Source organism: Pseudomonas sp. BN515 (assembly GCF_029873155.1).
GTDB lineage: Bacteria > Pseudomonadota > Gammaproteobacteria > Pseudomonadales > Pseudomonadaceae > Metapseudomonas.
Genome location: NZ_SSOH01000072.1, coordinates 34,450 through 55,269 on the forward strand (window position 1 = coordinate 34,450; position 20,820 = coordinate 55,269).

At 62.2% G+C, this 20,820-nt stretch carries 18 protein-coding genes and 1 tRNA gene; 10 read left to right on the forward strand and 9 right to left on the reverse strand.

The window, feature by feature from the left end:
- Positions 1-154 precede the first annotated feature (154 nt).
- Complete coding sequence (locus E8E91_RS18190) at positions 155-2,092, forward strand: hypothetical protein (RefSeq protein ID WP_280377537.1); 1,938 nt, start codon at positions 155-157, stop codon at positions 2,090-2,092.
- A 685-nt stretch (positions 2,093-2,777) separates the two neighbouring features.
- On the opposite strand, the gene E8E91_RS18195 is transcribed toward E8E91_RS18190, so the two are convergent.
- From E8E91_RS18195 to E8E91_RS18210, 4 genes are all read right to left on the reverse strand, one after another.
- The gene (locus E8E91_RS18195; protein WP_280377539.1) at positions 2,778-3,017 is read right to left on the reverse strand and encodes a hypothetical protein; all 240 of its coding nucleotides are present in this window, start codon (positions 3,015-3,017) and stop codon (positions 2,778-2,780) included.
- Between the two features lie 283 nt (positions 3,018-3,300).
- Entirely contained in the window at positions 3,301-3,534 is a 234-nt protein-coding gene (locus E8E91_RS18200) for a hypothetical protein (protein WP_280377542.1), read from the reverse strand.
- 180 nt (positions 3,535-3,714) lie between these two features.
- Entirely contained in the window at positions 3,715-4,008 is a 294-nt protein-coding gene (locus E8E91_RS18205) for a hypothetical protein (protein WP_280377545.1), read from the reverse strand.
- A gap of 403 nt (positions 4,009-4,411) precedes the next feature.
- Positions 4,412-4,488, reverse strand: a tRNA-Val gene (locus E8E91_RS18210).
- A gap of 184 nt (positions 4,489-4,672) precedes the next feature.
- Between E8E91_RS18210 and E8E91_RS18215 the strand changes: the two genes are divergently transcribed.
- Positions 4,673-5,956 (forward strand): FAD-binding oxidoreductase, encoded by a 1,284-nt coding sequence (locus E8E91_RS18215; protein WP_280368699.1) that lies wholly within the window; start codon positions 4,673-4,675, stop codon positions 5,954-5,956.
- Positions 5,957-6,017: 61 nt separating this feature from the next.
- Here the strand turns inward: E8E91_RS18215 and E8E91_RS18220 are convergent, their stop codons facing one another.
- Complete coding sequence (locus E8E91_RS18220) at positions 6,018-6,686, reverse strand: PA2778 family cysteine peptidase (RefSeq protein WP_280377548.1); 669 nt, start codon at positions 6,684-6,686, stop codon at positions 6,018-6,020.
- Between the two features lie 315 nt (positions 6,687-7,001).
- Between E8E91_RS18220 and E8E91_RS18225 the strand changes: the two genes are divergently transcribed.
- The 4 genes from E8E91_RS18225 (at position 7,002) to E8E91_RS18240 (ending at position 9,938) form a co-directional block, all read left to right on the forward strand.
- Positions 7,002-7,271, forward strand: coding sequence for a hypothetical protein (locus E8E91_RS18225; protein WP_151134851.1), 270 nt, complete (start codon positions 7,002-7,004; stop codon positions 7,269-7,271).
- Between the two features lie 217 nt (positions 7,272-7,488).
- Positions 7,489-8,496: a DJ-1/PfpI family protein gene (locus tag E8E91_RS18230; RefSeq protein WP_280377550.1), complete on the forward strand. Its 1,008-nt coding sequence runs from the start codon at positions 7,489-7,491 to the stop codon at positions 8,494-8,496.
- Positions 8,497-8,506: 10 nt separating this feature from the next.
- The gene (locus E8E91_RS18235) at positions 8,507-8,749 is read left to right on the forward strand and encodes a DUF1272 domain-containing protein (protein ID WP_280377552.1); all 243 of its coding nucleotides are present in this window, start codon (positions 8,507-8,509) and stop codon (positions 8,747-8,749) included.
- Positions 8,750-8,771: 22 nt separating this feature from the next.
- Complete coding sequence (locus E8E91_RS18240) at positions 8,772-9,938, forward strand: MFS transporter (RefSeq protein WP_280377554.1); 1,167 nt, start codon at positions 8,772-8,774, stop codon at positions 9,936-9,938.
- A gap of 67 nt (positions 9,939-10,005) precedes the next feature.
- On the opposite strand, the gene nfuA is transcribed toward E8E91_RS18240, so the two are convergent.
- A complete protein-coding gene (nfuA, locus tag E8E91_RS18245) occupies positions 10,006-10,590 on the reverse strand; it encodes a Fe-S biogenesis protein NfuA (protein WP_280368711.1) in 585 nt (194 codons plus the stop codon).
- 85 nt (positions 10,591-10,675) lie between these two features.
- Positions 10,676-12,922, reverse strand: coding sequence for a fatty acid cis/trans isomerase (locus E8E91_RS18250; protein WP_280377807.1), 2,247 nt, complete (start codon positions 12,920-12,922; stop codon positions 10,676-10,678).
- Positions 12,923-13,133: 211 nt separating this feature from the next.
- On the opposite strand from E8E91_RS18250, the gene metH reads away from it, so the two are divergent.
- Positions 13,134-16,826 (forward strand): methionine synthase, encoded by a 3,693-nt coding sequence (gene metH / locus E8E91_RS18255; protein ID WP_280377556.1) that lies wholly within the window; start codon positions 13,134-13,136, stop codon positions 16,824-16,826.
- Positions 16,827-16,900: 74 nt separating this feature from the next.
- Here metH and E8E91_RS18260 read toward each other — a convergent pair whose 3' ends face one another.
- Positions 16,901-17,194: a DUF1883 domain-containing protein gene (locus tag E8E91_RS18260; RefSeq protein ID WP_280377559.1), complete on the reverse strand. Its 294-nt coding sequence runs from the start codon at positions 17,192-17,194 to the stop codon at positions 16,901-16,903.
- Between the two features lie 173 nt (positions 17,195-17,367).
- Between E8E91_RS18260 and E8E91_RS18265 the strand changes: the two genes are divergently transcribed.
- The 3 genes from E8E91_RS18265 (at position 17,368) to E8E91_RS18275 (ending at position 19,355) form a co-directional block, all read left to right on the forward strand.
- On the forward strand, positions 17,368-17,976 hold the full coding sequence (locus E8E91_RS18265; protein ID WP_280377560.1) for a hypothetical protein: 609 nt from the start codon (positions 17,368-17,370) through the stop codon (positions 17,974-17,976).
- A 65-nt stretch (positions 17,977-18,041) separates the two neighbouring features.
- A complete protein-coding gene (locus E8E91_RS18270; protein ID WP_280377562.1) occupies positions 18,042-19,082 on the forward strand; it encodes an RNA methyltransferase in 1,041 nt (346 codons plus the stop codon).
- Positions 19,083-19,136: 54 nt separating this feature from the next.
- Complete coding sequence (locus E8E91_RS18275) at positions 19,137-19,355, forward strand: DUF2970 domain-containing protein (RefSeq protein ID WP_280368722.1); 219 nt, start codon at positions 19,137-19,139, stop codon at positions 19,353-19,355.
- Between the two features lie 3 nt (positions 19,356-19,358).
- On the opposite strand, the gene E8E91_RS18280 is transcribed toward E8E91_RS18275, so the two are convergent.
- Positions 19,359-20,444: an ABC transporter substrate-binding protein gene (locus tag E8E91_RS18280; protein WP_280377565.1), complete on the reverse strand. Its 1,086-nt coding sequence runs from the start codon at positions 20,442-20,444 to the stop codon at positions 19,359-19,361.
- Positions 20,445-20,820 lie beyond the last annotated feature (376 nt).

Below are 20,820 nucleotides of genomic sequence, written 5' to 3' on the forward strand. Positions count from 1 at the left end.
CCCGCCCCTGCTCGCGCGGGGTTTTGTGTTTCTGGGCCGCCCCTCTCCCTCCTCGCGACCGGCCATCTCATCTCCCTTTACGTGGCACGATCGTCCAGCGATTATCACCGCCACATAGTGGCCACCTGCCAATAAGAAATCAGGGAGCATGATAATGAAGGAGCTCGCGAGAAGCGCATTGCTGATGGCTGCGCTCAGCATTGGGGGCTGCGCGACAGCTCCAGTCTCAAATGTAACCGCACCCGCTTGGGTGGCCTCCTCTACCGCAAGCAAGCAACAAATTTGGGGCGTCTACGACGGGCTCGCCGGCACAACCTGGTCGGCGCCTAACTCCTACGTTCTGTTCTACCGCTGGGCGGTACCCGGCCAAGTATTGGTCGAAGAGTTCCGTCACCCAACAACAGGCGAGCTGGCTGGTACCAACATCATAGTTCCAGGCTCCGGACCTGGAAGCCTGGTACTCACATCCTCCATTGCGAACATGCAATGGCACGGCACGCTGGACGCAAACGGAAACGTCCTCTTCGCCCGAGACGGCATCATGAGAATGCCCTCGCGGGTGAGTCGCACACCAGCCGGTGAATTGCTTCAGGAGAAAGTCACGCTGGACGGGACTGTAGTCACTCAGGTGGACTCCTCCACTACTTACACGCCGGCTGGGAGTCAGCCGCCAGCCATTGCCAATCCCCTTACTAGCCCGGTGAAAGTGGCGAGTCCGTCAGCGAAGTCGCTTGTCGATGGCGAGTGGATCAAAGATCGATTGGACGAAAGCAGCCAACAAACATCCTTCTTGGGCCGCAATTTCGCGCTGTACACCATACCTGCGAAGGAAGGCGAGACTGTAACGATTGAGTTTGTCTGCCAGGAGGCCGAAGTCATCGCCTGCAATAACGACACCTGGGTTGGGCTAGATGGAGGTCGAGATCACTATGACAAAGTTGAAAGTCGCCTGAAGAAAACCTACCTAAGAACCGCCCGCAAAGACGATGACCTGCTAAGGATTGAAACCGGCGGAACACTTCATTACCAGCTTATTGTGGCGACCGGTGCTAAAGGACAACAAATTTGGGCTACAGCTCAGCGGGAAGAAGCCGAAAGGCAACAGGTGATTGCCGAACGGGAAGCGGCAGAAAGCGCAGAAAACGCCCGCATGTTCGGTGCGGTCATGACAGGACTGAGCCAAGGTCTCGCCGAAGGCGCTGCAGACTATCAAGCGTCTCAAGACAATCAGGCGGCCCTGCTCAACGGCATTGCTCAAACCACCCAAGCAGCTCAGGCCCAACAGGAGGCTGCCGCCTATGAGGTAGAGCAGGTCGAAGACACCAGCTATGAAGCCTCGTCCAACACTGACTCCTCAACAGAGGCAGAGCAGGACGCGACGGTAGCCGCTGCACTGGCTCAAGCTCGCCAGATGGCCGAGGAAGCAGGGGGTGAATCGCAGATGTTCGCGCAGATCGATGAGGCTCAGCAGCTCCTGGCCGAGAAAAAAGCCAGGCGTCAGCAGCAGGCCGGCACCAACAAAATCCTTCCCTCGAAAATCCAGCTAAGCACTGCAACCAACAGCATCACCCCGTCGCCCAATCTGCCGGAGCCTGTGGCCGAGTCCAGCAACATGGCTCAAGGCAAAGTCCGCCTCTGCAATCGCCCGGGTGATGAGGGTCCGGCGCATTGGCCGACTTGTCCGCAAACTCGCGCCGAAGAAGCAAAGTCTCACCGCCTCGCCGCCTCAGGGGGCGACGGGAGCAGCGAGATCGCCCACGGCAAGTCCTCGGGGTCTACCCGGACCGAAACAGGAAACACCCTTGGTGGTTCGGGAGATGGCTCGCAGAACACTCCCTCTGGCAAGGCGAGCACAAGCGATGACGAACCATTTGCCTGGTGCACGCAGAACAAGAAGGGCTTTAAATGCTGGGGACCCTACGGCCCATCGCCCTACGAGACTAGCTTGAAGAGTGCGCTGGGGACTGCGGGTTGTGGCTACGGTGAAGGTGATCCGCCTGACCCAGGTGAAACCACCCGCTTTGATTGCAACATCAAGCGAGTAAAGTACCTTCACGGTTACGTTCCTGAGAGTCCACCAGACTGGAAGTAAATCGGATCATACGGCCAAGCCCGCCTAGCGCGGGCTTGGCCGTTTCTGGACTACCCTTCCCCTCACCACCTAGCGAGAGTAGTCAGACCACTACGACCATGATGTACACATTCCGCTCAGTCGTTGTCTTATGGATTTGCTTGCAAGCATCCCCAAGCCTTGCTGCTGGAGGTCCAAACTTCATTGAAGGAACGAGCATCGTCAATTTGTGGGGAATTCCCCTATTCGGGTTTCTGTTTGCATTCGCGCTGACGGCTCTCTCGGGCGGTCTTCGGACTGCTATCGGAGCAACGGTATGGCTAGTAGCAGTCCTTGCTGCGATTGCGTTCGCAGGCGATCTCGGCCTCATTAGCGTGCTGCTATTTGGTCCGTGGGTAGCCTTCATAGGAATGGTATTGGTGACAGTTGTTCACTGCTTCGTTGCAGTCAGGAGGACGAGCCACAAGAGTTCGGGGTCATCGTAAATCAACCGCTATGCATATGCACAACGAAGCATAGATGTCTCCCCCACCTAGCGAACGACCATCACGGCGTGGCGGAAACAACTGGTGGTGCTCGCCCCTACTCTCACCCAGGAATGGTTGGACCGGGCCGCGGGCAATGTGCTGAGCGATTACCCCAGCCTAGTCGGCCCCATCAGTAATCTTTAGCGACTATGGCCTGTACTGGTCATAGCAAGGGCGGACTACCTGTTGGCCTCGCCAAAGCACAGGTTTTTCCTGGTTACCGAGAGAAGGACAATTTGATTGTACTTATCCTGGTTCAAGCCGCCGACACTCAAGGTTTCGATCTTCGCGCTGTATTCCTTTTCGATTGCCGAAACCTTCTGGGCCTGAGCCTTTCTGGATTCCGACCCCACCGATGAGCCATTGAGCTCAAGTTGCACGCCGTTTGCTGCGCCCGACAGGCCTGACCAGGTCGTCACGGCTGAACCCCCGCCAAATTCGCAAACACGCTGCCGGCTAACGCGCCCACGGCCCCAATACCCAACTTGGTGTACGTAGAACCGTGCGCATGACCCGGATGCAGCAGCGGAAAAGCGTGATCAGCCAGTAGCTGGCCACGAGAAAGACGAGACTCCGGGGCTTCGGCCCCGGCTGTATCGGTGGGTGATCTGTCGAGGCGCTGGCTGCAGGAGGTCTTCGGGATCGACCAGCCGGTTAAACGCTAAGCCGACGACCCCAGATCACCCACCCCATGCAGGGCAATCACTCTTCGATCATTTGCTGCCGGAGCAGTTTCGCCTCATCCGCGCTCTGAGCTGACTGAGCCAAGACAAGCTTGATGCAGGTCTTCAATACCTGGATTTCGTGTACGGCATGCCAGAACCCATTTTCGACCTGGATGGCGTCGCCAGCCTTAATCGATTCCTCGCTTTCGTAGTACTTGGGGCAGGAGTCGTCCGAGTCCCTGAGGTAATGCAATTTGAATCGCTTGAGCATGTGGCAACCCCTCCTTGATGTTGAGGGATAGAACCTATCTGAGGCTCAAACGAAAAGCTGCACAAGCGACGCACAACCGAATCCCCGCGGTAACGACACGGGGCGCCACCGGCAAGCAGGAGCGAACCGGATGCAACGCAGGAAATGCCCCGCCTGGGCGATCAGGGGCACAGCTTGGGGCTAGTCAATCAAGATCATAAGCCAGACGACAGCCACCATCGCAGGCCAATACAAGGCGATACCAAGTAGGCATAGCCCTAAATACGCCAACGAAGGATGCTGCTGACCAAATGATGTGCGCATCAACCTGTGATCTGCAGCCATGAATGCCAAGAGAATCACAGGGAATGCCTTGATGCCCTGGGCCCAATAGGGGCCAGCAACATCAGCCACGTAGTTAAAGACGAACTTGGAGCTGTAATACCAGAAGACAAGCCACATAACTGAGAAAGGAATCGCCCTGACGAAGACCATCTGCCCCCTCCTAGACAGCACTCGTGTCCAGAGTGTGGCACAGGTTGCCCCCCTCCCCGCCCCATGCTTCATGCCCCACGGGACGACTCCAAAGCCTATGAGGCGATGTCGAAGAACGAGCGGCCGACCTTTCACGAGATCCGGGCGCTGGGCGCCTGGCTGTATGAACAGCAGGGCTATCCTCAGACTATATCCAGGCGCTGATGGGTCATGCCGACGTGAAGATGACCGAGCACTACCAGGCTGGACACGAGGAGAAGGGCGTTCAGTACTAGCGCGTGGGCGCCGACCCGAATCTGTAGGTGGCGGGGCGTTTGGAAAAAATATTGAAAATCTGTTGAAAACAAAAAGGGGCGACCCTTTCGGATCGCCCCTCTAAGCCCCGCGTGACGCGGGTTCGATTTGGTAGGCACAATTGGACTCGAACCAACGACCCCCACCATGTCAAGGTGGTGCTCTAACCAACTGAGCTATGTGCCTTCGATGGGTGCGCATTCTACGGACTAACTTTTCTCTGTCAACACCTTTTTTCGCTAACTCTCTGAAAAAGTGGATTTTTTACTGTTCATCGCCTCGTTGAATATTTTGCACAGAGGCTAGCCGGCCCGTTTCAACTCAGGTAGCATCACCACATCTGTAAAAAATAAAAAACAGAGATTCCATTATGACGCACACTCCCTACCCCCAGTCCTATTACGCGTTCTCGGCCAACCCGGTGCCGGCACGCCCCGAACTGCAAGGCGAGACCGAAACCGACGTCTGCATCATTGGTGCAGGCTATACCGGCCTCTCCACTGCCCTCTTCCTTTTGGAGAACGGCTTCAAGGTCACCGTGCTTGAGGCCGCCAAGGTGGGCTTCGGCGCGTCCGGTCGCAATGGCGGCCAGATCGTCAACAGCTATAGCCGCGACATCGACTCTATCGAGCGCACCGCGAACCCGAAGAACGCCAAGCTGATGGCGGACATGGCGTTCGAAGGCGGCCGCATCATTCGCGACCGCATCAGCAAGTACAACATCCAGTGCGACCTGAAGGATGGCGGCGTGTTCGCAGCCTTCACCAAGAAGCAGATGGCGCACCTGGAAGCCCAGAAGAAACTGTGGGAGCGCTTCGGCCACAACCAGCTGGAATTGCTGGACGCCAAGGGCATCCGCAAAGTGGCGGCGACCGACAACTATATTGGCGGCATGCTGGACATGAGCGGCGGTCACATCCATCCGCTCAACCTGGCCCTTGGCGAAGCCGCAGCCATCGAGTCCCTGGGTGGCGTCATCCATGAGCAGAGCCCGGCGACCCGTATCGAGCGCGGCGCAAACCCCGTCGTGCACACCCCGAAAGGCCGCGTTAAGGCCAAGTTCGTGGTTGTGGCCGGCAACGCCTACCTGGGCAACCTGGTTCCGGAACTCGCCAGCAAATCCATGCCTTGCGGCACCCAGGTGGTGACCACCGAGCCGCTGTCGGATGAAGTGGCCAAGTCCCTCCTGCCGCAGGACTACTGTGTAGAGGACTGCAACTACCTGCTGGACTACTACCGTCTTTCCGGCGACAAGCGCCTGATCTACGGCGGCGGTGTGGTCTACGGCGCCCGCGACCCGGCGAACATCGAAGCCATCATCCGTCCGAAGATGCTGAAGACCTTCCCGCAGCTGAAGAACGTGAAGATCGACTTCGCCTGGACCGGCAACTTCCTGCTGACCCTGTCGCGCCTGCCCCAGGTCGGCCGGATCGGCGACAACATCTACTACTCCCAGGGCTGCAGCGGCCATGGCGTGACCTACACCCATATCGCGGGCAAGGTGATCGCCGAAACCCTGCGCGGCCAGGCCGAGCGCTTCGACGCCTTCGCCAGCCTGCCGCACTACCCCTTCCCGGGTGGTCGCATGTTCCGTGTGCCCTTCACTGCGATGGGTGCCTGGTACTACACCATGCGCGACAAGCTGGGCGTCTAATCCGCCTGCAACGAAAAACGGCGCCCCAGGGCGCCGTTTTTTCATTTCTCGATCAGCTTGCTCAAGGCATCTGCAGACGCGCCATCTTGGCGGCGTTGACCTGGCCCGCCGCTGCGAGCTCATCTGCGGCCTTCAGCCAGCGCGCCCGCTCCACCGACGCCGGCAACTGATTCGGCGCCTGCACCAGCACCGCCCAATTTCCCGTCTCCGTCCAGTCCGCCTTGAACTCGCTGAAGCTCATCACAGCCCGGCGTTTATGGCCAAGACGCAGCAGCACCTGCTCATTGGTGCGGTCGTAACCGACCAGCAATGCGTAACGCCACGAGGGCATCCAGCCGAAACCTTCACGCAGGTGCACCAGCACCGGATTGCCCGCGGCGACCTGCTCCAACAGGTCATCCAGCCGATTGCCCAGCGGATAGACGATCAGACCGTGCTGACGCGCTGTCGCCGCCAGCCCTTCGCGCAGGGACGCCTCTTTCTGCGGCAGCTGCAATTCCTTCTCGACCATGCCCGGCGTGACGTCATCCCCCTGCTGGGTCAGCAGGGCGGCCATCGAAGCGGGTGCGCTCTGGTAGGCGTTTTGAGCAAAGAAGGGGACGCCACTCAGCTCGACCCGCTCAGGCCCGGCCTGCAGCTTCGACGACAGCGGCTGGGCAGCACAACCGGCCAGCACGGCAACGCAAGCGGCAACAAGGACAGGGCGGAGCAGGCGATTCAGGACGGGCACGGCAACACTCGCTGTAGGCAACCTCGAATGGCTGCCGATGATACTGGCAGGAGCCCGGCCGGTACATCGCGCGCCCTGTTGGGTGCGATCCGGAACAATGCCGGATGCGGTCTGTATACCCATCACATCGTGCAAAACACACAACAGCGGGTACAAAAGTCGCTTACCCATTCATTTGCGCGACAAAAAGTTAGTATTTCACGACGCGCTGTGACTTCTCGGTCAGGTCTCGCCATCCACATTCACGACGGTGTAACAAAGGGCTGAAGCCGCGCCGTCACCTTCATTGGGCACAATATGGAGAGACCCGCTCCCATGAACACTCCGCTGCGTTTCAACGAAGCACTGATCATCACTGGCCGTGCATTCAAACCCTTCCAGTGCGTTGCCTGGGCCCTGCAAGACGGCACCGGCGAACTCAGCATCAGCGTGATCGACCGCACCAATACCCGTCTGCTCGGTCGTTCGAAGATTCCTTGCAGCACCTATTCCGACCCTGAGCAACTGGCAAGCATCCTCAAGCAATCCCGTGAGGAGCTGAGCCGCAAGGGCTACGACCTCGAGCCCTGGACGATGCCGGAGTAAGACTCCAGCGCCAGTGCCCACTGCGCGGCGGGCAGGCCTCCCTGCTCGCCCCGGCCGCTTTTTCCCTCACGCTCCGCCCTTCCCGATCCCGCGCTGATTCCAACCTCCCCAACAGGTGATGGACTTCGCCAGCCTTGGCGAGATCTATGGGCTTATTGTCATTGTTGCCACCCGCCATTCGCTGCAGACTGACGTCATCTCTTCTCCCGAGATCGTCATGGACCCAATTCGCCATATCGCCTGCCTCGCCTTCGCCGAGGTCATGAGCCTGGATGTCACCGGCCCGCTGCAGGTGTTCGCCTCGGCCAATGTCGAACGCCAGCGCCAGGGGCTGCCGCCTTGCTACGTGCTGCATCTGCTCGGCCCTGAGGCGGGGCCGGTGAAGACATCCGCCGGCTTTGCGCTGGTGGCTGAGCAGGCCTGGCGCGAGATCGACCCGACAAGCCTGGACACCTTGCTGATTCCCGGTGGAATGGAGATGACCCAGCTTTGCGCAGACGCGGCCTTGCTGGATTGGCTACGCCGGGTAGAACCCCAGGTACGACGCCTGGGTTCCATCTGTTCGGGCGCGTTGGTCCTCGCAGCGGCCGGGTTGCTGGATGGCCGTAAGGCCACAACGCACTGGTCGGACGTCGAGGCCCTGACCTGCCATGCCGCAGTGGAAGTACAAGGAGACCGCCTGCACACCTATGACCCGCAAGGCCAGGATGGTGACGCCCACGTGTTCACGTCCGCAGGCGTCACCGCCGGAATCGACCTGGCGCTTGCCCTGGTGGAAGCGGACCTTGGCCGCTCCGTGGCGCTGGCCGTGGCTCGTCGGCTGGTGCTGTTCCTGCGCCGTCCCGGCGGCCAGACGCAGTTCAGTGCCCTGCTTACGCCGGAACCCAGCCGCACACCCAGGCTGGCCGCGCTGCTGGAGTGGATCCCGGCCAATTTGGGCGGTGACCTGTCTCTCGAAGCGCTCGCGGCCCAGGCGAAGATGGCGCCGCGCAGCCTGTCTCGCACCTTTGCCCAGGAGCTGGGCGTAGGCCCTGGCAAGTATGTCGAACGCATCCGCCTGGAGGCCGCCCGTACCCTGTTGCAGGACGCCCAGGCCTCCATCGCCACTGTGGCGCGCCTGACCGGTTTCGGTCACCCGGAAAACTTGCGCCGCACCTTTCACAAGCACCTGTCCGTGAGCCCGCAGGAGTACGCGGAGCGCTTCGGACGCCCGACCTTCGACTGAGGACTTCGCCATGCTCGAACTGCGCCCCAATTGCGAATGCTGCGACAAGAGTCTGCCCCCGGAGTCCACCGAGGCGCTGATCTGCTCGTTCGAATGCACCTTCTGCCGTAACTGTGCTGATCAACGCCTGCATGGAACCTGCCCCAACTGCGGCGGCGAACTGGTTCGGCGCCCCATCCGCCCCGCGACTAAGCTGGCCAGGTATCCCGCGTCCACGCAGCGCATCCTGAAGCCCGCCGGCTGCCCGACCTGAACCACCCATTCAAGGAAGAACCATGCTGCTGAACAATCCCAGCATTCGGCTGCTGTTCGCCGGCCAGGCGCTCTACTGGACCTGCTCGATGATCGGCATCACGCTCACCTCGCTGGTGGGCCTGCAACTGGCGCCGCTCAATAGCCTGGCGACCCTGCCGCTGGCGCTGCTGGTCCTGGGCAACCTGCTGGCCGTGCAACCCTTGTCGCTGTTCATGCAGCGCCACGGTCGCCGCCCCGGCCTGATGCTCGGCGCCGCGTGCGGTGTACTGGGCGGACTCCTGAGTGCGCTGGGCGTATGGCTGGGGGATTTCGTCCTGTTCTGCCTGGGGGCCCTGCCCATCGGCGGCTATCAGGCCTCGGCCATGTACTACCGCTTCGCCGCCCTGGAGGCAGTGGAGGACACACAGAAAGGGCGAGCGACCGCCTATGTGATCGGCGGCGGCGTGTGCGCAGCCCTGATTACCCCGAGTCTGTCCCTGTGGTCGCGCGCTGCGCTGGATGCTCCCTTTGTCGGCGCCTACCTGCTGATCGCGGTACTGGCATTGATCGCCCTGCTGCTGATGTCACGCCTGCGCGAAGGCGAAGCACCGCGCCCGCCCAAAGCGGGCTGGGCAGAAGCCCGCGCCCTGCTCTCCCGTCCACTGGTGCGCGCAGCGCTGGCCACCACCGCCATCGGCCATGGCCTGATGGTGCTGGTGATGAACGCCACACCGTTGGCGATGAACTTCTGCGGCCATTCCCTGGAATCCAGCACCGAGGTGATCCGCTGGCACATGCTCGGCATGTTTCTCCCCGCCTTCGTCGCCGGCCCACTGGTGGATCGCCTGGGTAGCCGCCGCGTCGCGCTACTCGGCGGACTCGTCCTGTTGGGCAGCGCCGTGACGGCACTGTCCGGATTGGGCCAGTCGCACTTCCTGCTCAGTTCCTTCCTCCTCGGCGTCGGCTGGAACCTGATGCTGGTGGCAGGCACCACCCTGCTGGGCGAGGGCCACAGTGCCGAGGAGCGCGGCCAGGCGCAGGGGTTGATGGAGCTGGGCAATGGCCTGGTGGCAGCGTGTGCGTCCTTCACGTCGGGAGCGCTGATCAGCGGGATCGGCTGGGATGCGGTGAACCTCGGCATGCTGCCCCTGCTGGCGGTCGCCCTGCTGATGCTCTTGCCGGTGCGGCGCCGGCTGGCTGCAGGCTGAGCCCCCCCTACAGCCAACCCCATAAAAAAGGCGACCCGGAGGTCGCCTTTTTTGTTTCGATCGCGCCTTAGTAGTAGGCGTTTTCGCGATTGCTGTGATCGGTGACGTCGCGCACGCCCTTGAGCTCTGGGATACGCTCCATCAGGGTTTTCTCGACGCCATCCTTCAGGGTCATGTCGACCATGCCGCAGCCCTGGCAGCCGCCGCCGAAACGCAGCACGGCAATGCCTTCCTCGACCACGTCCACCAGGCTCACTTGACCGCCGTGACTGGCGAGACCGGGGTTGATCTCGGTCTGCAGGTAGTAGTTGATGCGCTCATTGAGCGGGCTTTCTTCGTTGACCATCGGGACCTTGGCGTTAGGCGCCTTGATGGTCAGCTGGCCACCCATGCGATCGGTGGCGTAGTCCACGATTGCGTCTTCCAGGAAAGGCTCGCTGATACCGTCGATCCAGGCGGTGAAAGCGGCCAGCGCCAGGGCGCTGTCTTCCGGCTTCTGCTCGCCCGGCTTGCAATAGGCGATGCAGGTTTCGGCGTACTGGGTACCCGGTTGGGTGATGAAGACTCGAATGCCGATGCCCGGGGTGTTCTGCTTCTCGAGCAGGTCAGCCAGATAGTCCTGGGCAGCTTGGGTAATGGTGATGGCGCTCATGGCAACTCCTCGCAAACATGGGCGCAGTGTACGCCAAAGGGGAACAGGGGTTAAAGCCCTACCAATTTAGTAGGAATTATTCTCGTCAAAGGTTCTGATACCGATTCATATCCAGCTCTCCCGCCTCCACCGGCTCGGTTTCACGGATGAAAGCCGCCAGGTCGTGGAAGTAGGACCAGAATTCCGGGTGGGTGCGACGGATGCCCCAGCGCTCTACCACCTTGTCGAAAGCTGCACCGTCCTTCGCCTTCTCCAGGGCAGATACGAAGGCCTCCACTTCCCCCGCCTTGAGATTGAAGATGAAGTTCGGATAGCTGGAGAGCACGCCGGGGTACAGCGTCAGGGTGTCCAGCCCCGGCTGGTAACGCAGTTCCTCGCCGAGCATGAAGGCCACGTTGCTGTGGGCGCGGTTGCGCAGCAGGCTGTAAATCTCGCGGCGCCCATCGGACGTTTCGACCCGCAGCAGGGTCGCCTCCGGCAGTTGCTCGATTACCTTGAGCCCCGCAGCCGGCCGGCTCACCAGGCGACTGAGTACCTGCTCCACGTCCTGCAGCTCGCGTGCGACGTCCGACCGGAAGCAACGGCCATCGGTGCAGCGGTTGATGGGATCGGGCCTTGCGTTGATCCCGGCATAGCGCGACAGCAGCTCCTGGGCGAACGCGCGCTTGGGGTCCTTTTCGGGCAAGGCGAGAGCGCTTGGGGTGTCCTTGTCGATGCTCTGGTAGTCCAGCCACATCTTCACCTTGCCACTCTTCTGGTACCAGTCGCCGAGCAACGCCGCCCGGGACTCGGCCGGCATCAGGCGGAGGAAGTTCACCTCCGCACCATTGCGGATCAGGTCGAAGTACAGCCGCGTCTGCGCCTGGTGGGAGACGTTACCGAACACGTCGAAATTGACCACCAACTGGTAGTAAGTGCGCTCGAGCAGCGGATAATCCATCCACCAGATGGTCTGCGGAATCTCGCCGATCAGGCCTTTGCGTACCGAGGCGCTGTCGTACTGGCGGAAGATCGACAGCAGCGCGTTGTCGTTGCCGGTCCAGATGTGCGACCAGCTCGGCACCGGCGCATCCGCATAAGCCGCCATGCGCAGCGCTTCGTACTCGTTGCGCTTGTCGCGGTAGCTGCGCCACAGCCCCAGCAAGTCGCCGATCTCGTCGAATTGCCCCGGCATCGCCAGCAGCGGTGTCGCCTGCTCGCGGTACTCGGCATTGGTGATGTACAGGTCGTGGGCCGGGGCCTGGAACAGTGCCCAGAAGTTGTCGCGGATTACGTCCGTGGCGATCTGGCCACGGCAGACGGGGCCGCGGATGAAGGTCCGCACGAAGTACTCGGCGTTATCCAGCATGAACTGGTAACGCGCCTGCGCCGGGATGGCCTGGAAGGTCTCGAAGGGGTTGGCACGGCGTTGGGCACCATAGCCAGGCACCTGGTCGGCGACCCAATCGCCGCTGAAGAACAGCTCCTTGACCCGCGCCAGCTTCGCCGCGCTCAGCGGATAGGTGATGTGGGTCTTGTGCACGATCACGCCCTGGATGGGCCAGAGACGGTAGTAGAATTTGTTGCCCGGATCCTCGTTGGGGCGGCGCGTGGCGATGGGGTCGATCGGCTGGCCGCTGGGCGTGCGCGATCGCATCAATTGGAAGAAGTGTCCCGGCTCGCCGCCCTCGAAATACAGGTGCGCGAGGAACAGATGCTCGAACAGCCAGCGCCCCACCAGCACCTCGCGGGCGCCCGGCGCATTGAGCAGGTTTTCCCACTCGGTCACCTGGCGCGCCTCGGCAGCGCTGGGCTGCACGGCCTGCTCCTCGACCGGAGCGCCCTGGGCCAGCCAGCGTTGCAGGGTCTGGTATTCCGCGTCGCTGAGGCCGGTGACGGCGAACGGCATGCCAGCGCGGGCGTGCTTGCGGGCGTAGTCGTCGAACTCCCCGGGCAGAGGGCACTGGTTCTGGCGATTGATGCTGATATCGAGGTCGGCCGGCAGCTTGGCATTGGGTTCCGGCGGATTCGACCGGCCCAGCTCCAGCATCCGCGCCATCAATGCGGCCTGGGCGCCATTGGCATCGAGCACGGAATGGAAGCCCTTGCGTTGCCAGGCCTCGGCGCCACGCGCGTCGAAATACAGACGAGTGGTTTCCTGCGCCTTGGTGCGGCCTCCGTCGTACACAGGCAGCTTGCTGGCACCCCGTGCGGCACCCTCGGCGCTGCCCAGGTTGAGCTGGCAAGGCGAGTCATAGCAGGCATGGCAGGCCACGCACTTCTGCGTGAAGATCGGCTGGACGTCGCTGCTGTAGGAAAGCTCCTCAGCCACTGTCGGGCGCATCCACAGCATGAACAGGACAAACAACGAAGCAAGGGTACGCAGCGACATGACTCGATCCGTGAGGAGTGAATAGGCGGATTCTAGTGGCTTGCGGCATGGGACGGCGAATCCGCCCCCGCACCAACATGAACGAAATTCATGGAAATGGCGGACAAGCTAAAAATTACTAAGGTTTTGCTATCATCCTCGCCTTTGTTCACGCCACCTTCAGGTAGTTCCCATGTCCGACCGCATCGCCCGCCAGCAAGCCCTGCAACAGGCGCTCAAAGAGCGCATCCTGATCCTCGACGGCGGCATGGGCACCATGATCCAGAGCTACAAGCTGCAGGAAGAGGACTACCGTGGCACTCGCTTCGCTGACTGGCCGAGCGACGTGAAAGGCAACAACGACCTGCTGCTGCTGACCCGTCCGGATGTGATCCAGGCCATCGAGAAGGCCTACCTGGACGCCGGCGCGGACATCCTCGAGACCAACACATTCAACGCCACCCGCGTGTCCCAGGCCGACTACGGCATGGAAGAGCTGGTGTATGAGCTGAACGTCGAAGGCGCGCGCCTGGCCCGTGAAGTGGCCGACGCCAAGACCGCCGAGAACCCGGCCAAGCCGCGCTTCGTTGCCGGCGTGCTCGGCCCGACCAGCCGCACCTGCTCCATTTCCCCGGACGTGAACAACCCCGGCTACCGCAACGTCACCTTCGACGAGCTGGTGGAGAACTACAGCGAAGCCACCAAGGGTTTGATCGAGGGCGGCTCCGACCTGATCCTGATCGAAACCATCTTCGATACCCTCAACGCCAAGGCGGCGATCTTTGCCGTGCAGGGCGTGTTCGAGGAACTGGGCTTCGAGCTGCCGATCATGATCTCCGGCACCATCACCGATGCCTCCGGCCGCACCCTGTCCGGCCAGACCACCGAGGCCTTCCTGAACTCGGTGCGCCACGCCAAGCCAATCTCCATCGGCTTGAACTGCGCCCTCGGCGCCAAGGAGCTGCGCCCCTACCTGGCGGAGCTGGCGGCCAAGGCTGAAACCCATGTCTCGGCGCACCCCAACGCCGGCCTGCCCAACGCCTTCGGCGAATACGACGAAACCCCGGCGCAGATGGCCGAAGTGGTGGAAGAGTTCGCCGCCAGTGGCCTGCTCAACATCGTTGGCGGTTGCTGCGGCACCACCCCGCCGCACATCCAGGCCATCGCCGAGGCCGTGGCCAAGTATCAGCCGCGCGTGATCCCGGACATCCCCAAGGCCTGCCGCCTCTCGGGCCTGGAGCCTTTCACCATCGACCGCAGTTCGCTGTTCGTGAACGTCGGCGAGCGCACCAACATAACCGGTAGCGCCAAGTTCGCCCGCCTGATCCGCGAAGAGAACTACACCGAGGCCCTGGAAGTGGCGCTGCAACAGGTGGAAGCGGGCGCCCAGGTGATCGACATCAACATGGACGAAGGGATGCTCGACTCCCAGGCAGCCATGGTCACGTTCCTTAACCTGATCGCCGGTGAGCCGGACATCTCCCGCGTGCCGATCATGATCGACTCCTCCAAGTGGGAAGTGATCGAGGCGGGCCTGAAATGCATCCAGGGCAAGGGCATCGTCAACTCCATCTCCATGAAGGAAGGCGTCGAGGCGTTCAAGCACCATGCCCGTCTGTGCAAACGTTACGGCGCGGCCGTGGTGGTGATGGCCTTCGACGAAGTCGGCCAGGCCGATACCGCCGCACGCAAGAAGGAAATCTGCAAGCGCAGCTACGACATCCTGGTCAACGAAGTGGGCTTCCCGCCCGAAGACATCATCTTCGACCCGAACATCTTCGCCGTGGCCACCGGCATCGAGGAACACAACAACTACGCGGTGGACTTCATCGAGGCCTGCGCCTACATCCGCGACGAACTGCCCTATGCGCTGTCGTCCGGCGGCGTGTCCAACGTGTCCTTCTCCTTCCGCGGCAACAACCCGGTGCGTGAAGCGATCCACTCGGTGTTCCTCTACCACGCCATCAAGAACGGCCTGACCATGGGCATCGTCAACGCCGGCCAGCTGGAGATCTACGACGAGATCCCCGCCGAGCTGCGCGACAAGGTCGAAGACGTGGTGCTCAACCGCCACGAGGGCAGCACCGAGGCCCTGCTGGCCATCGCCGACAACTACCGTGGCGGCGGCGCGGTGAAGGAAGCCGAAAGCGAGGAATGGCGCAGCTTCAGCGTTGAGAAACGCCTGGAGCATGCGTTGGTCAAGGGCATCACCACCTTCATCGTCGAAGACACCGAGGAGTGCCGCCAGAAGTGCGCGCGCCCGATCGAGGTGATCGAGGGCCCGCTGATGTCCGGCATGAACGTAGTGGGCGATCTGTTCGGCGCCGGCAAGATGTTCCTGCCCCAGGTCGTGAAGTCCGCCCGCGTGATGAAGCAGGCCGTGGCTCACCTCATCCCCTTCATCGAAGCGGAGAAAGGCGACAAGCCCCAAGCCAAGGGCAAGATCCTCATGGCTACCGTGAAAGGCGACGTGCACGACATCGGCAAGAACATCGTGGGCGTCGTATTGGGCTGCAACGGCTACGACATCGTCGACCTCGGCGTGATGGTGCCGGCGGAAAAAATCCTCCAGACCGCCCGCGAACAGAAGTGCGACATCATCGGCCTGTCCGGCCTGATCACCCCGTCCCTGGACGAGATGGTCCACGTCGCCAAGGAAATGCAGCGCCAGGGCTTCAACCTGCCACTGATGATCGGCGGCGCCACCACTTCCAAGGCACACACGGCGGTGAAGATCGACCCGCAGTACAGCAATGACGCCGTGGTCTACGTCACCGACGCATCGCGCGCGGTGGGTGTGGCCACCACCCTGCTGTCGAAGGAAATGAAGCCGGAATACGCCCGCAAGCTGCGCGAGGAGTATGCCGAGGTCCGCGAGCGTACCGCCAACCGCGCTGCCCGCACCGAGCGCCTGGCCTACGCCGACGCCCTGGCCAACAAGCCGCAGTTCGACTGGGCTTCCCATCAGGTCGCCAAGCCGAGCTTCACCGGCGTCCAGGTGCTGGAGGACATCGACCTGGCGGTGCTGGCCCAGTACATCGACTGGACCCCCTTCTTCATCTCCTGGGACCTGGCCGGCAAGTACCCGCGCATCCTCACTGATGACGTGGTGGGCGAAGCGGCTACCGCGCTGTTCAACGACGCTCAGGCCATGCTCAAGCAGTTGATCGACGGCAAGCTGATCAAGGCCCGTGCGGTGTTCGGTTTCTGGCCGGCCAACCAGGTGGACCACGACGACATCGAAGTCTACGACGCCCACGGCAAGGCCCTGGCGCGCCTGCACCACTTGCGCCAGCAGACCATCAAGCCCGACAGCAAGCCGAACCTCTGCCTGGCCGACTATGTGGCGCCCAAGGAAAGCGGCATCACCGACTACGTGGGTGGTTTCATCACCACCGCCGGCATCGGCGCCGAGGAACTGGCCAAGCAGTACGAAGCCAAGGGCGACGACTACAGCGCCATCATGGTCAAGGCCCTGGCCGACCGCCTGGCCGAAGCCTGCGCCGAGTGGTTGCACGAGCGCGTGCGCAAGGAGCACTGGGGCTATGCGGCCGACGAGCACCTGGACAACGAGGCGCTGATCAAGGAGCAGTACAAGGGCATCCGCCCCGCTCCCGGCTACCCGGCCTGCCCGGACCACACCGAGAAAGGCACCCTCTTCCACCTGCTCGACCCGCAAGGCGCCTCCGGCGTCACCCTCACCGAGCACTACGCCATGTTCCCGGCGGCGGCGGTCAGCGGCTGGTACTTCGCCCACCCCGAGGCCCAGTACTTCGCCGTTGGTAAAGTCGAACGCGACCAGGTCGAGAGCTACAGCAAACGCAAGGGCCAGGACCAGGCCGTAAGCGAGCGCTGGCTGGCACCGAATCTGGGATACGACAACTGATCCCAGTAGTGACTTGTAAGCACCCGCACAATGAAAAAGCCCCGCACTAGCGGGGCTTTTTCATGGAACGGGATTCATCCCTTGGTACGCCTCACGAACTTGATCGACCACTCGAAGTTAGGCTTGCGCGTCACGCTGATGGCGCGGCGGGTGACGGTGTCGAGGGTGACGTTCCAGAAGCCGGTGCTGGGAACCACGATCTTCGCCGGGAAGCGGTCGAACGCGCCGCCGATGTAGTTGTGGCGGGCACCATTCTTGAAGCTGCGGAAGTTCGCATCGTTCATCAGCCGGATGTTGCAGGTCTGCGAGCACTGGATGACGACCAGGTCACCCTCGTTGAGGTGCTCGCGTTGATGGATGAACTTCATGGACAGCTCCCGAATCGCTGAATCAAACAGCGCGCGAGGATACCACGGAGGCAAATGCCGCAGCCTCGCCTACGCTGAAGAAGCCGACCAGGCAGGATGCCCGGGTGGAACGGGATGACCTCCCACCGCGCATCCAACATTCATGGAACCCGATCGACCAAGGTGGACTTTTTATGCTCGACGCCAGCCGTATTCCCGCTCTCCTGATTACCCTCGGCCTGCTCGCGGCCTGCACCAGCCATGCGGAAAACGAAGGATTGACCGCCACCACCAGCTCGGGCGAAGCCTACGCTCAGGGGGTGCCCGGTAGCGTCGTATCCGAGACCGAGCAGATCTCGGCGGTGGTCCAGGCCGTCGACCAGAAGAAGCGCACCTTCACGCTGGAGGACGAACAGGGCAATCGCCAGACCTTCAACGCGGTCCCGGAAATGCGCAATTTCTCGCAGTTGAAGGTGGGCGACCGGGTCAACGCTGTAGTGACCCACGAGCGCGTGATCGAGCTGCGCGCACCGGGCAAAGCCGCGGAAGATGGCGCCGCTGGCGTGGTGGCGACTGCACCTGAGGGTGACAAGCCGGGCATGCTGGTCGCCAATACCGTGGAGATCACAGCTGTGGTCAAAGCTATCGACACCACCCAGCACACCGCCACGCTGCAGTTCGCCGACGGTACCCGCAAGGTCGTTCGGGTGCGGCCGGACATCGAACTCAAGTCCTCCTATCTCAATCAGGAAGTGGTCATTCGGATGACCTCCGCGCTGGCCATCAGCGTCGAGGCGCCCTGAGCCATATCCAGCGCCGGTCGGCGGGTCTGCCACCGTTTCGGGGACAGTGGTAGGATGCGCGCCCCATGCGAATCCCCGATATCCACCAGCGACTCGCCGACCTCGGCGCCCTCCCCGTCCATAGCGGGCGGGTGGTGCGTGCCTGGCTGCAGGGCAAGCCCCTGGACGCAGGCACCCGCCGTCAGCACACCGAGCACTTCCTGCCCCTGAGCGTCCGTGACGGCCTGCCAGCACTGGCCGAGGAACTGGGCTCCCTGGTGAGTCTGCGATCCGAACACCCCGGCGTCGACGGGTCCGCCCGGCTGCTGGTGGCGCTGCGCGATGGCCAAATGGTGGAAAGCGTGCTGCTGCCCCGTGATGGCCTCTGCGTCTCCACCCAGGTGGGCTGTGCCGTGGGCTGCGTGTTCTGCATGACCGGCAAGAGCGGCTTGCTGCGCCAGGTGGGCAGTGCCGAGATCGTCGCCCAGGTTGCCCTCGCCCGCCGCTTCCGGCCGGTGAAGAAGGTCGTGTTCATGGGCATGGGTGAGCCGGCGCACAACCTGGAGAACGTGCTCGAAGCCATCGATCTGCTGGGCACCGATGGCGGCATCGGCCACAAGAACCTGGTGTTCTCTACCGTGGGCGACATGCGCGTCTTCGAGCGCCTTCCCCAGGAGCGGGTCAAGCCAGCGCTGGCGCTTTCCCTGCACACCACCCGGGCTGACCTGCGCGAGCAACTGCTGCCCAAGGCGCCACGCATCGCCCCGGACGAACTGGTGGAGCTGGGCGAACGCTACGCCCGCAACATCGGCTATCCGATCCAGTACCAGTGGACGCTGCTCAAGGGCATCAACGACAGCCAGGAAGAAATGGACGGCATCCTGCGCCTGCTCAAGGGCAAGTACGCGGTGATGAACCTCATCCCCTACAACAGCCTGGATGCGGACGAGTACCAGCGCCCGGATGGCGATCGCATCGTGCAGATGGTCCGCTACCTGCACAGCCGCGGCATCCTCACCAAGGTGCGCAACTCCGCCGGCCAGGACGTCGAAGGCGGCTGCGGCCAGCTGCGTGCCCGCGCGGTGGAACTGGTCAATACCCGCCGCCTGCACCGCTCGGCCTCCTGAGCGACCAGACAGCATTTCCCGGCCGACGAGCTAAGCTCAGGCCAGGAGGTGCCCATGGACGACAAGAATCACGATCAACCCCTGAGCTTCCGCGAGATGCTGCAGAGCGTGCTGGCGGCGGCCTTCGGCGTGCAGAGCGGGAAGAATCGAGCCCGCGACTTCAGCCGTGGCAAACCCAGCCACTTCATCATCCTCGGGGTGCTGTTCACCGCCATCTTCGTGCTGGTGCTGTTTGGACTGGTGAAAGTGATACTCCACCTCGCCGGGGTGTGAGCCTCAGTCGATCAGCGGTTCCAGGGAGAAGCGGTAGTCAGCCGCAGCCTTTTTGCCCACCTGGCTGAAGGCGCGGAAATCCAGGTCGTAGCCCTGCCGCTCGATGTGCTGCAGGATACGCTTCGCCTTGTCCCGGTCCAGGGCCATGAACAGTCGCACTTCGCGATCCTTGCCCCCGTGCTGGGCAAAGTCCACGCCTGCGTCGTAGTCATGCAGCAGCACCATCGCCCAGCCGCCAAGGGTGAAGTGGCCGCTGACCAGGGCACTGATCTGCCCATCGAGGTAGGCGCGCAGGACTTCCGGGGAATTGTTCAGGGCGGAAAAGTACATATCCCGCCCCGGCTTGTGTCCCAGCTCGCTGGCCGCCTTCATCGCACCGAAGGCCATTTCATCGTTGGCCGACCACACGACATTCACGCTCGGATAACGCTGGAACAGCTGCAGGGCCTGGTTGTAGGCGCGATCGCGATTCCATTCGCTGTAGACCAGCTGTCGCAGGCGGGCCTGGGGGAACTCGGCGAGAGCGGCCATCAACCCCTGCTCGCGATACTGGGCGGCGGGTGTCTGCTTGACGCCGGAGAACGCCAGCACCTCGAAGGGCTGGCCTGGTGTGCGGCGCGCCTGTTGCTCCAGCAATGTATGCGCCATCAGATAGCCGGCTTCCTCATCATTGGGAATCATGCTGCCGATCCAGTCCGGGTAACGCTCCCGGGTGCCTCCGGTCACGGCCTGCTGGTCAGGCGTCAGCGTGCTGTTCACCGTGAACAGCTTGACCCCACTGCCGCGGGCCAGCCGCAGGATTTCCGGCGCGGCGTACTGCTCGTTGACGAAAACCAGGTAATCAGGCCGATTCTCGCCCTGCAGCACTTCGCGAGCCTGGTCGAGCATCCGCTCCAGGCTGCGTTCGGCATAGCGGATTTCCAGCTTCATGCCCAGGTCGCCGGCGGCTGCCTGCATGAACTGCGCATAGCTGGCCCAGAAGGGCTCTTGGGTCCGGCCCGGGTTGAGAAACACCACCGAAGCGGCACTCAGCGAATGGCTGAGCCCCAGGCAGAGAAAAAACAGAAGGGAGGCACAACGTCCTTTCATTCCATAACCCTGAATAAGCAGCGGCGCAGTATAACCGCTTATCGCAGGGCGACCGGATAAGGTGGGGCGGACGAGCGGAAGCCAGTCCGCCCCACACGTCCCTTATTGATGGCTGACCCAGAACACAGCAGTGGAAACGGCAATCAGGATCAGGAAGAAGATGGCCCAGGCATCGACCTTGCTGTCGTGGTTGGTGTCTTCGGAATGTTCGGTCATGGCGTCCCCCGGTTGTTGTGGTTATAGGCGGCTTGCACTTCGAGTAAAGACCAGCCCCCGCAGCGCCTCAAGCCGAAGGGTTATGCACCCGTACAAAGCCATAACTTTTGGTTCTTTACATATACTCAAACATCACTTTTGCGCATAACCACGAACTGGT

What these genes read in the sequence shown, in the direction of transcription:
- E8E91_RS18215 (WP_280368699.1), top strand. Translation starts at nt 4,673, where the DNA reads ATGACGCACACTCCCTACCCCCAGTCCTATTACGCGTTCTCGGCCAAC.
- E8E91_RS18275 (WP_280368722.1), top strand. Translation starts at nt 19,137, where the DNA reads ATGGACGACAAGAATCACGATCAACCCCTGAGCTTCCGCGAGATGCTG.
- E8E91_RS18270 (WP_280377562.1), top strand. Translation starts at nt 18,042, where the DNA reads ATGCGAATCCCCGATATCCACCAGCGACTCGCCGACCTCGGCGCCCTC.
- E8E91_RS18190 (WP_280377537.1), top strand. Translation starts at nt 155, where the DNA reads ATGAAGGAGCTCGCGAGAAGCGCATTGCTGATGGCTGCGCTCAGCATT.
- E8E91_RS18205 (WP_280377545.1), bottom strand. Translation starts at nt 4,008, where the DNA reads ATGGTCTTCGTCAGGGCGATTCCTTTCTCAGTTATGTGGCTTGTCTTC.
- E8E91_RS18240 (WP_280377554.1), top strand. Translation starts at nt 8,772, where the DNA reads ATGCTGCTGAACAATCCCAGCATTCGGCTGCTGTTCGCCGGCCAGGCG.
- E8E91_RS18200 (WP_280377542.1), bottom strand. Translation starts at nt 3,534, where the DNA reads ATGCTCAAGCGATTCAAATTGCATTACCTCAGGGACTCGGACGACTCC.
- nfuA (WP_280368711.1), bottom strand. Translation starts at nt 10,590, where the DNA reads ATGAGCGCCATCACCATTACCCAAGCTGCCCAGGACTATCTGGCTGAC.
- E8E91_RS18250 (WP_280377807.1), bottom strand. Translation starts at nt 12,922, where the DNA reads ATGCTGTGGATGCGCCCGACAGTGGCTGAGGAGCTTTCCTACAGCAGC.
- E8E91_RS18225 (WP_151134851.1), top strand. Translation starts at nt 7,002, where the DNA reads ATGAACACTCCGCTGCGTTTCAACGAAGCACTGATCATCACTGGCCGT.
- E8E91_RS18280 (WP_280377565.1), bottom strand. Translation starts at nt 20,444, where the DNA reads ATGAAAGGACGTTGTGCCTCCCTTCTGTTTTTTCTCTGCCTGGGGCTC.
- E8E91_RS18230 (WP_280377550.1), top strand. Translation starts at nt 7,489, where the DNA reads ATGGACCCAATTCGCCATATCGCCTGCCTCGCCTTCGCCGAGGTCATG.
- E8E91_RS18235 (WP_280377552.1), top strand. Translation starts at nt 8,507, where the DNA reads ATGCTCGAACTGCGCCCCAATTGCGAATGCTGCGACAAGAGTCTGCCC.
- metH (WP_280377556.1), top strand. Translation starts at nt 13,134, where the DNA reads ATGTCCGACCGCATCGCCCGCCAGCAAGCCCTGCAACAGGCGCTCAAA.
- E8E91_RS18260 (WP_280377559.1), bottom strand. Translation starts at nt 17,194, where the DNA reads ATGAAGTTCATCCATCAACGCGAGCACCTCAACGAGGGTGACCTGGTC.
- E8E91_RS18265 (WP_280377560.1), top strand. Translation starts at nt 17,368, where the DNA reads ATGCTCGACGCCAGCCGTATTCCCGCTCTCCTGATTACCCTCGGCCTG.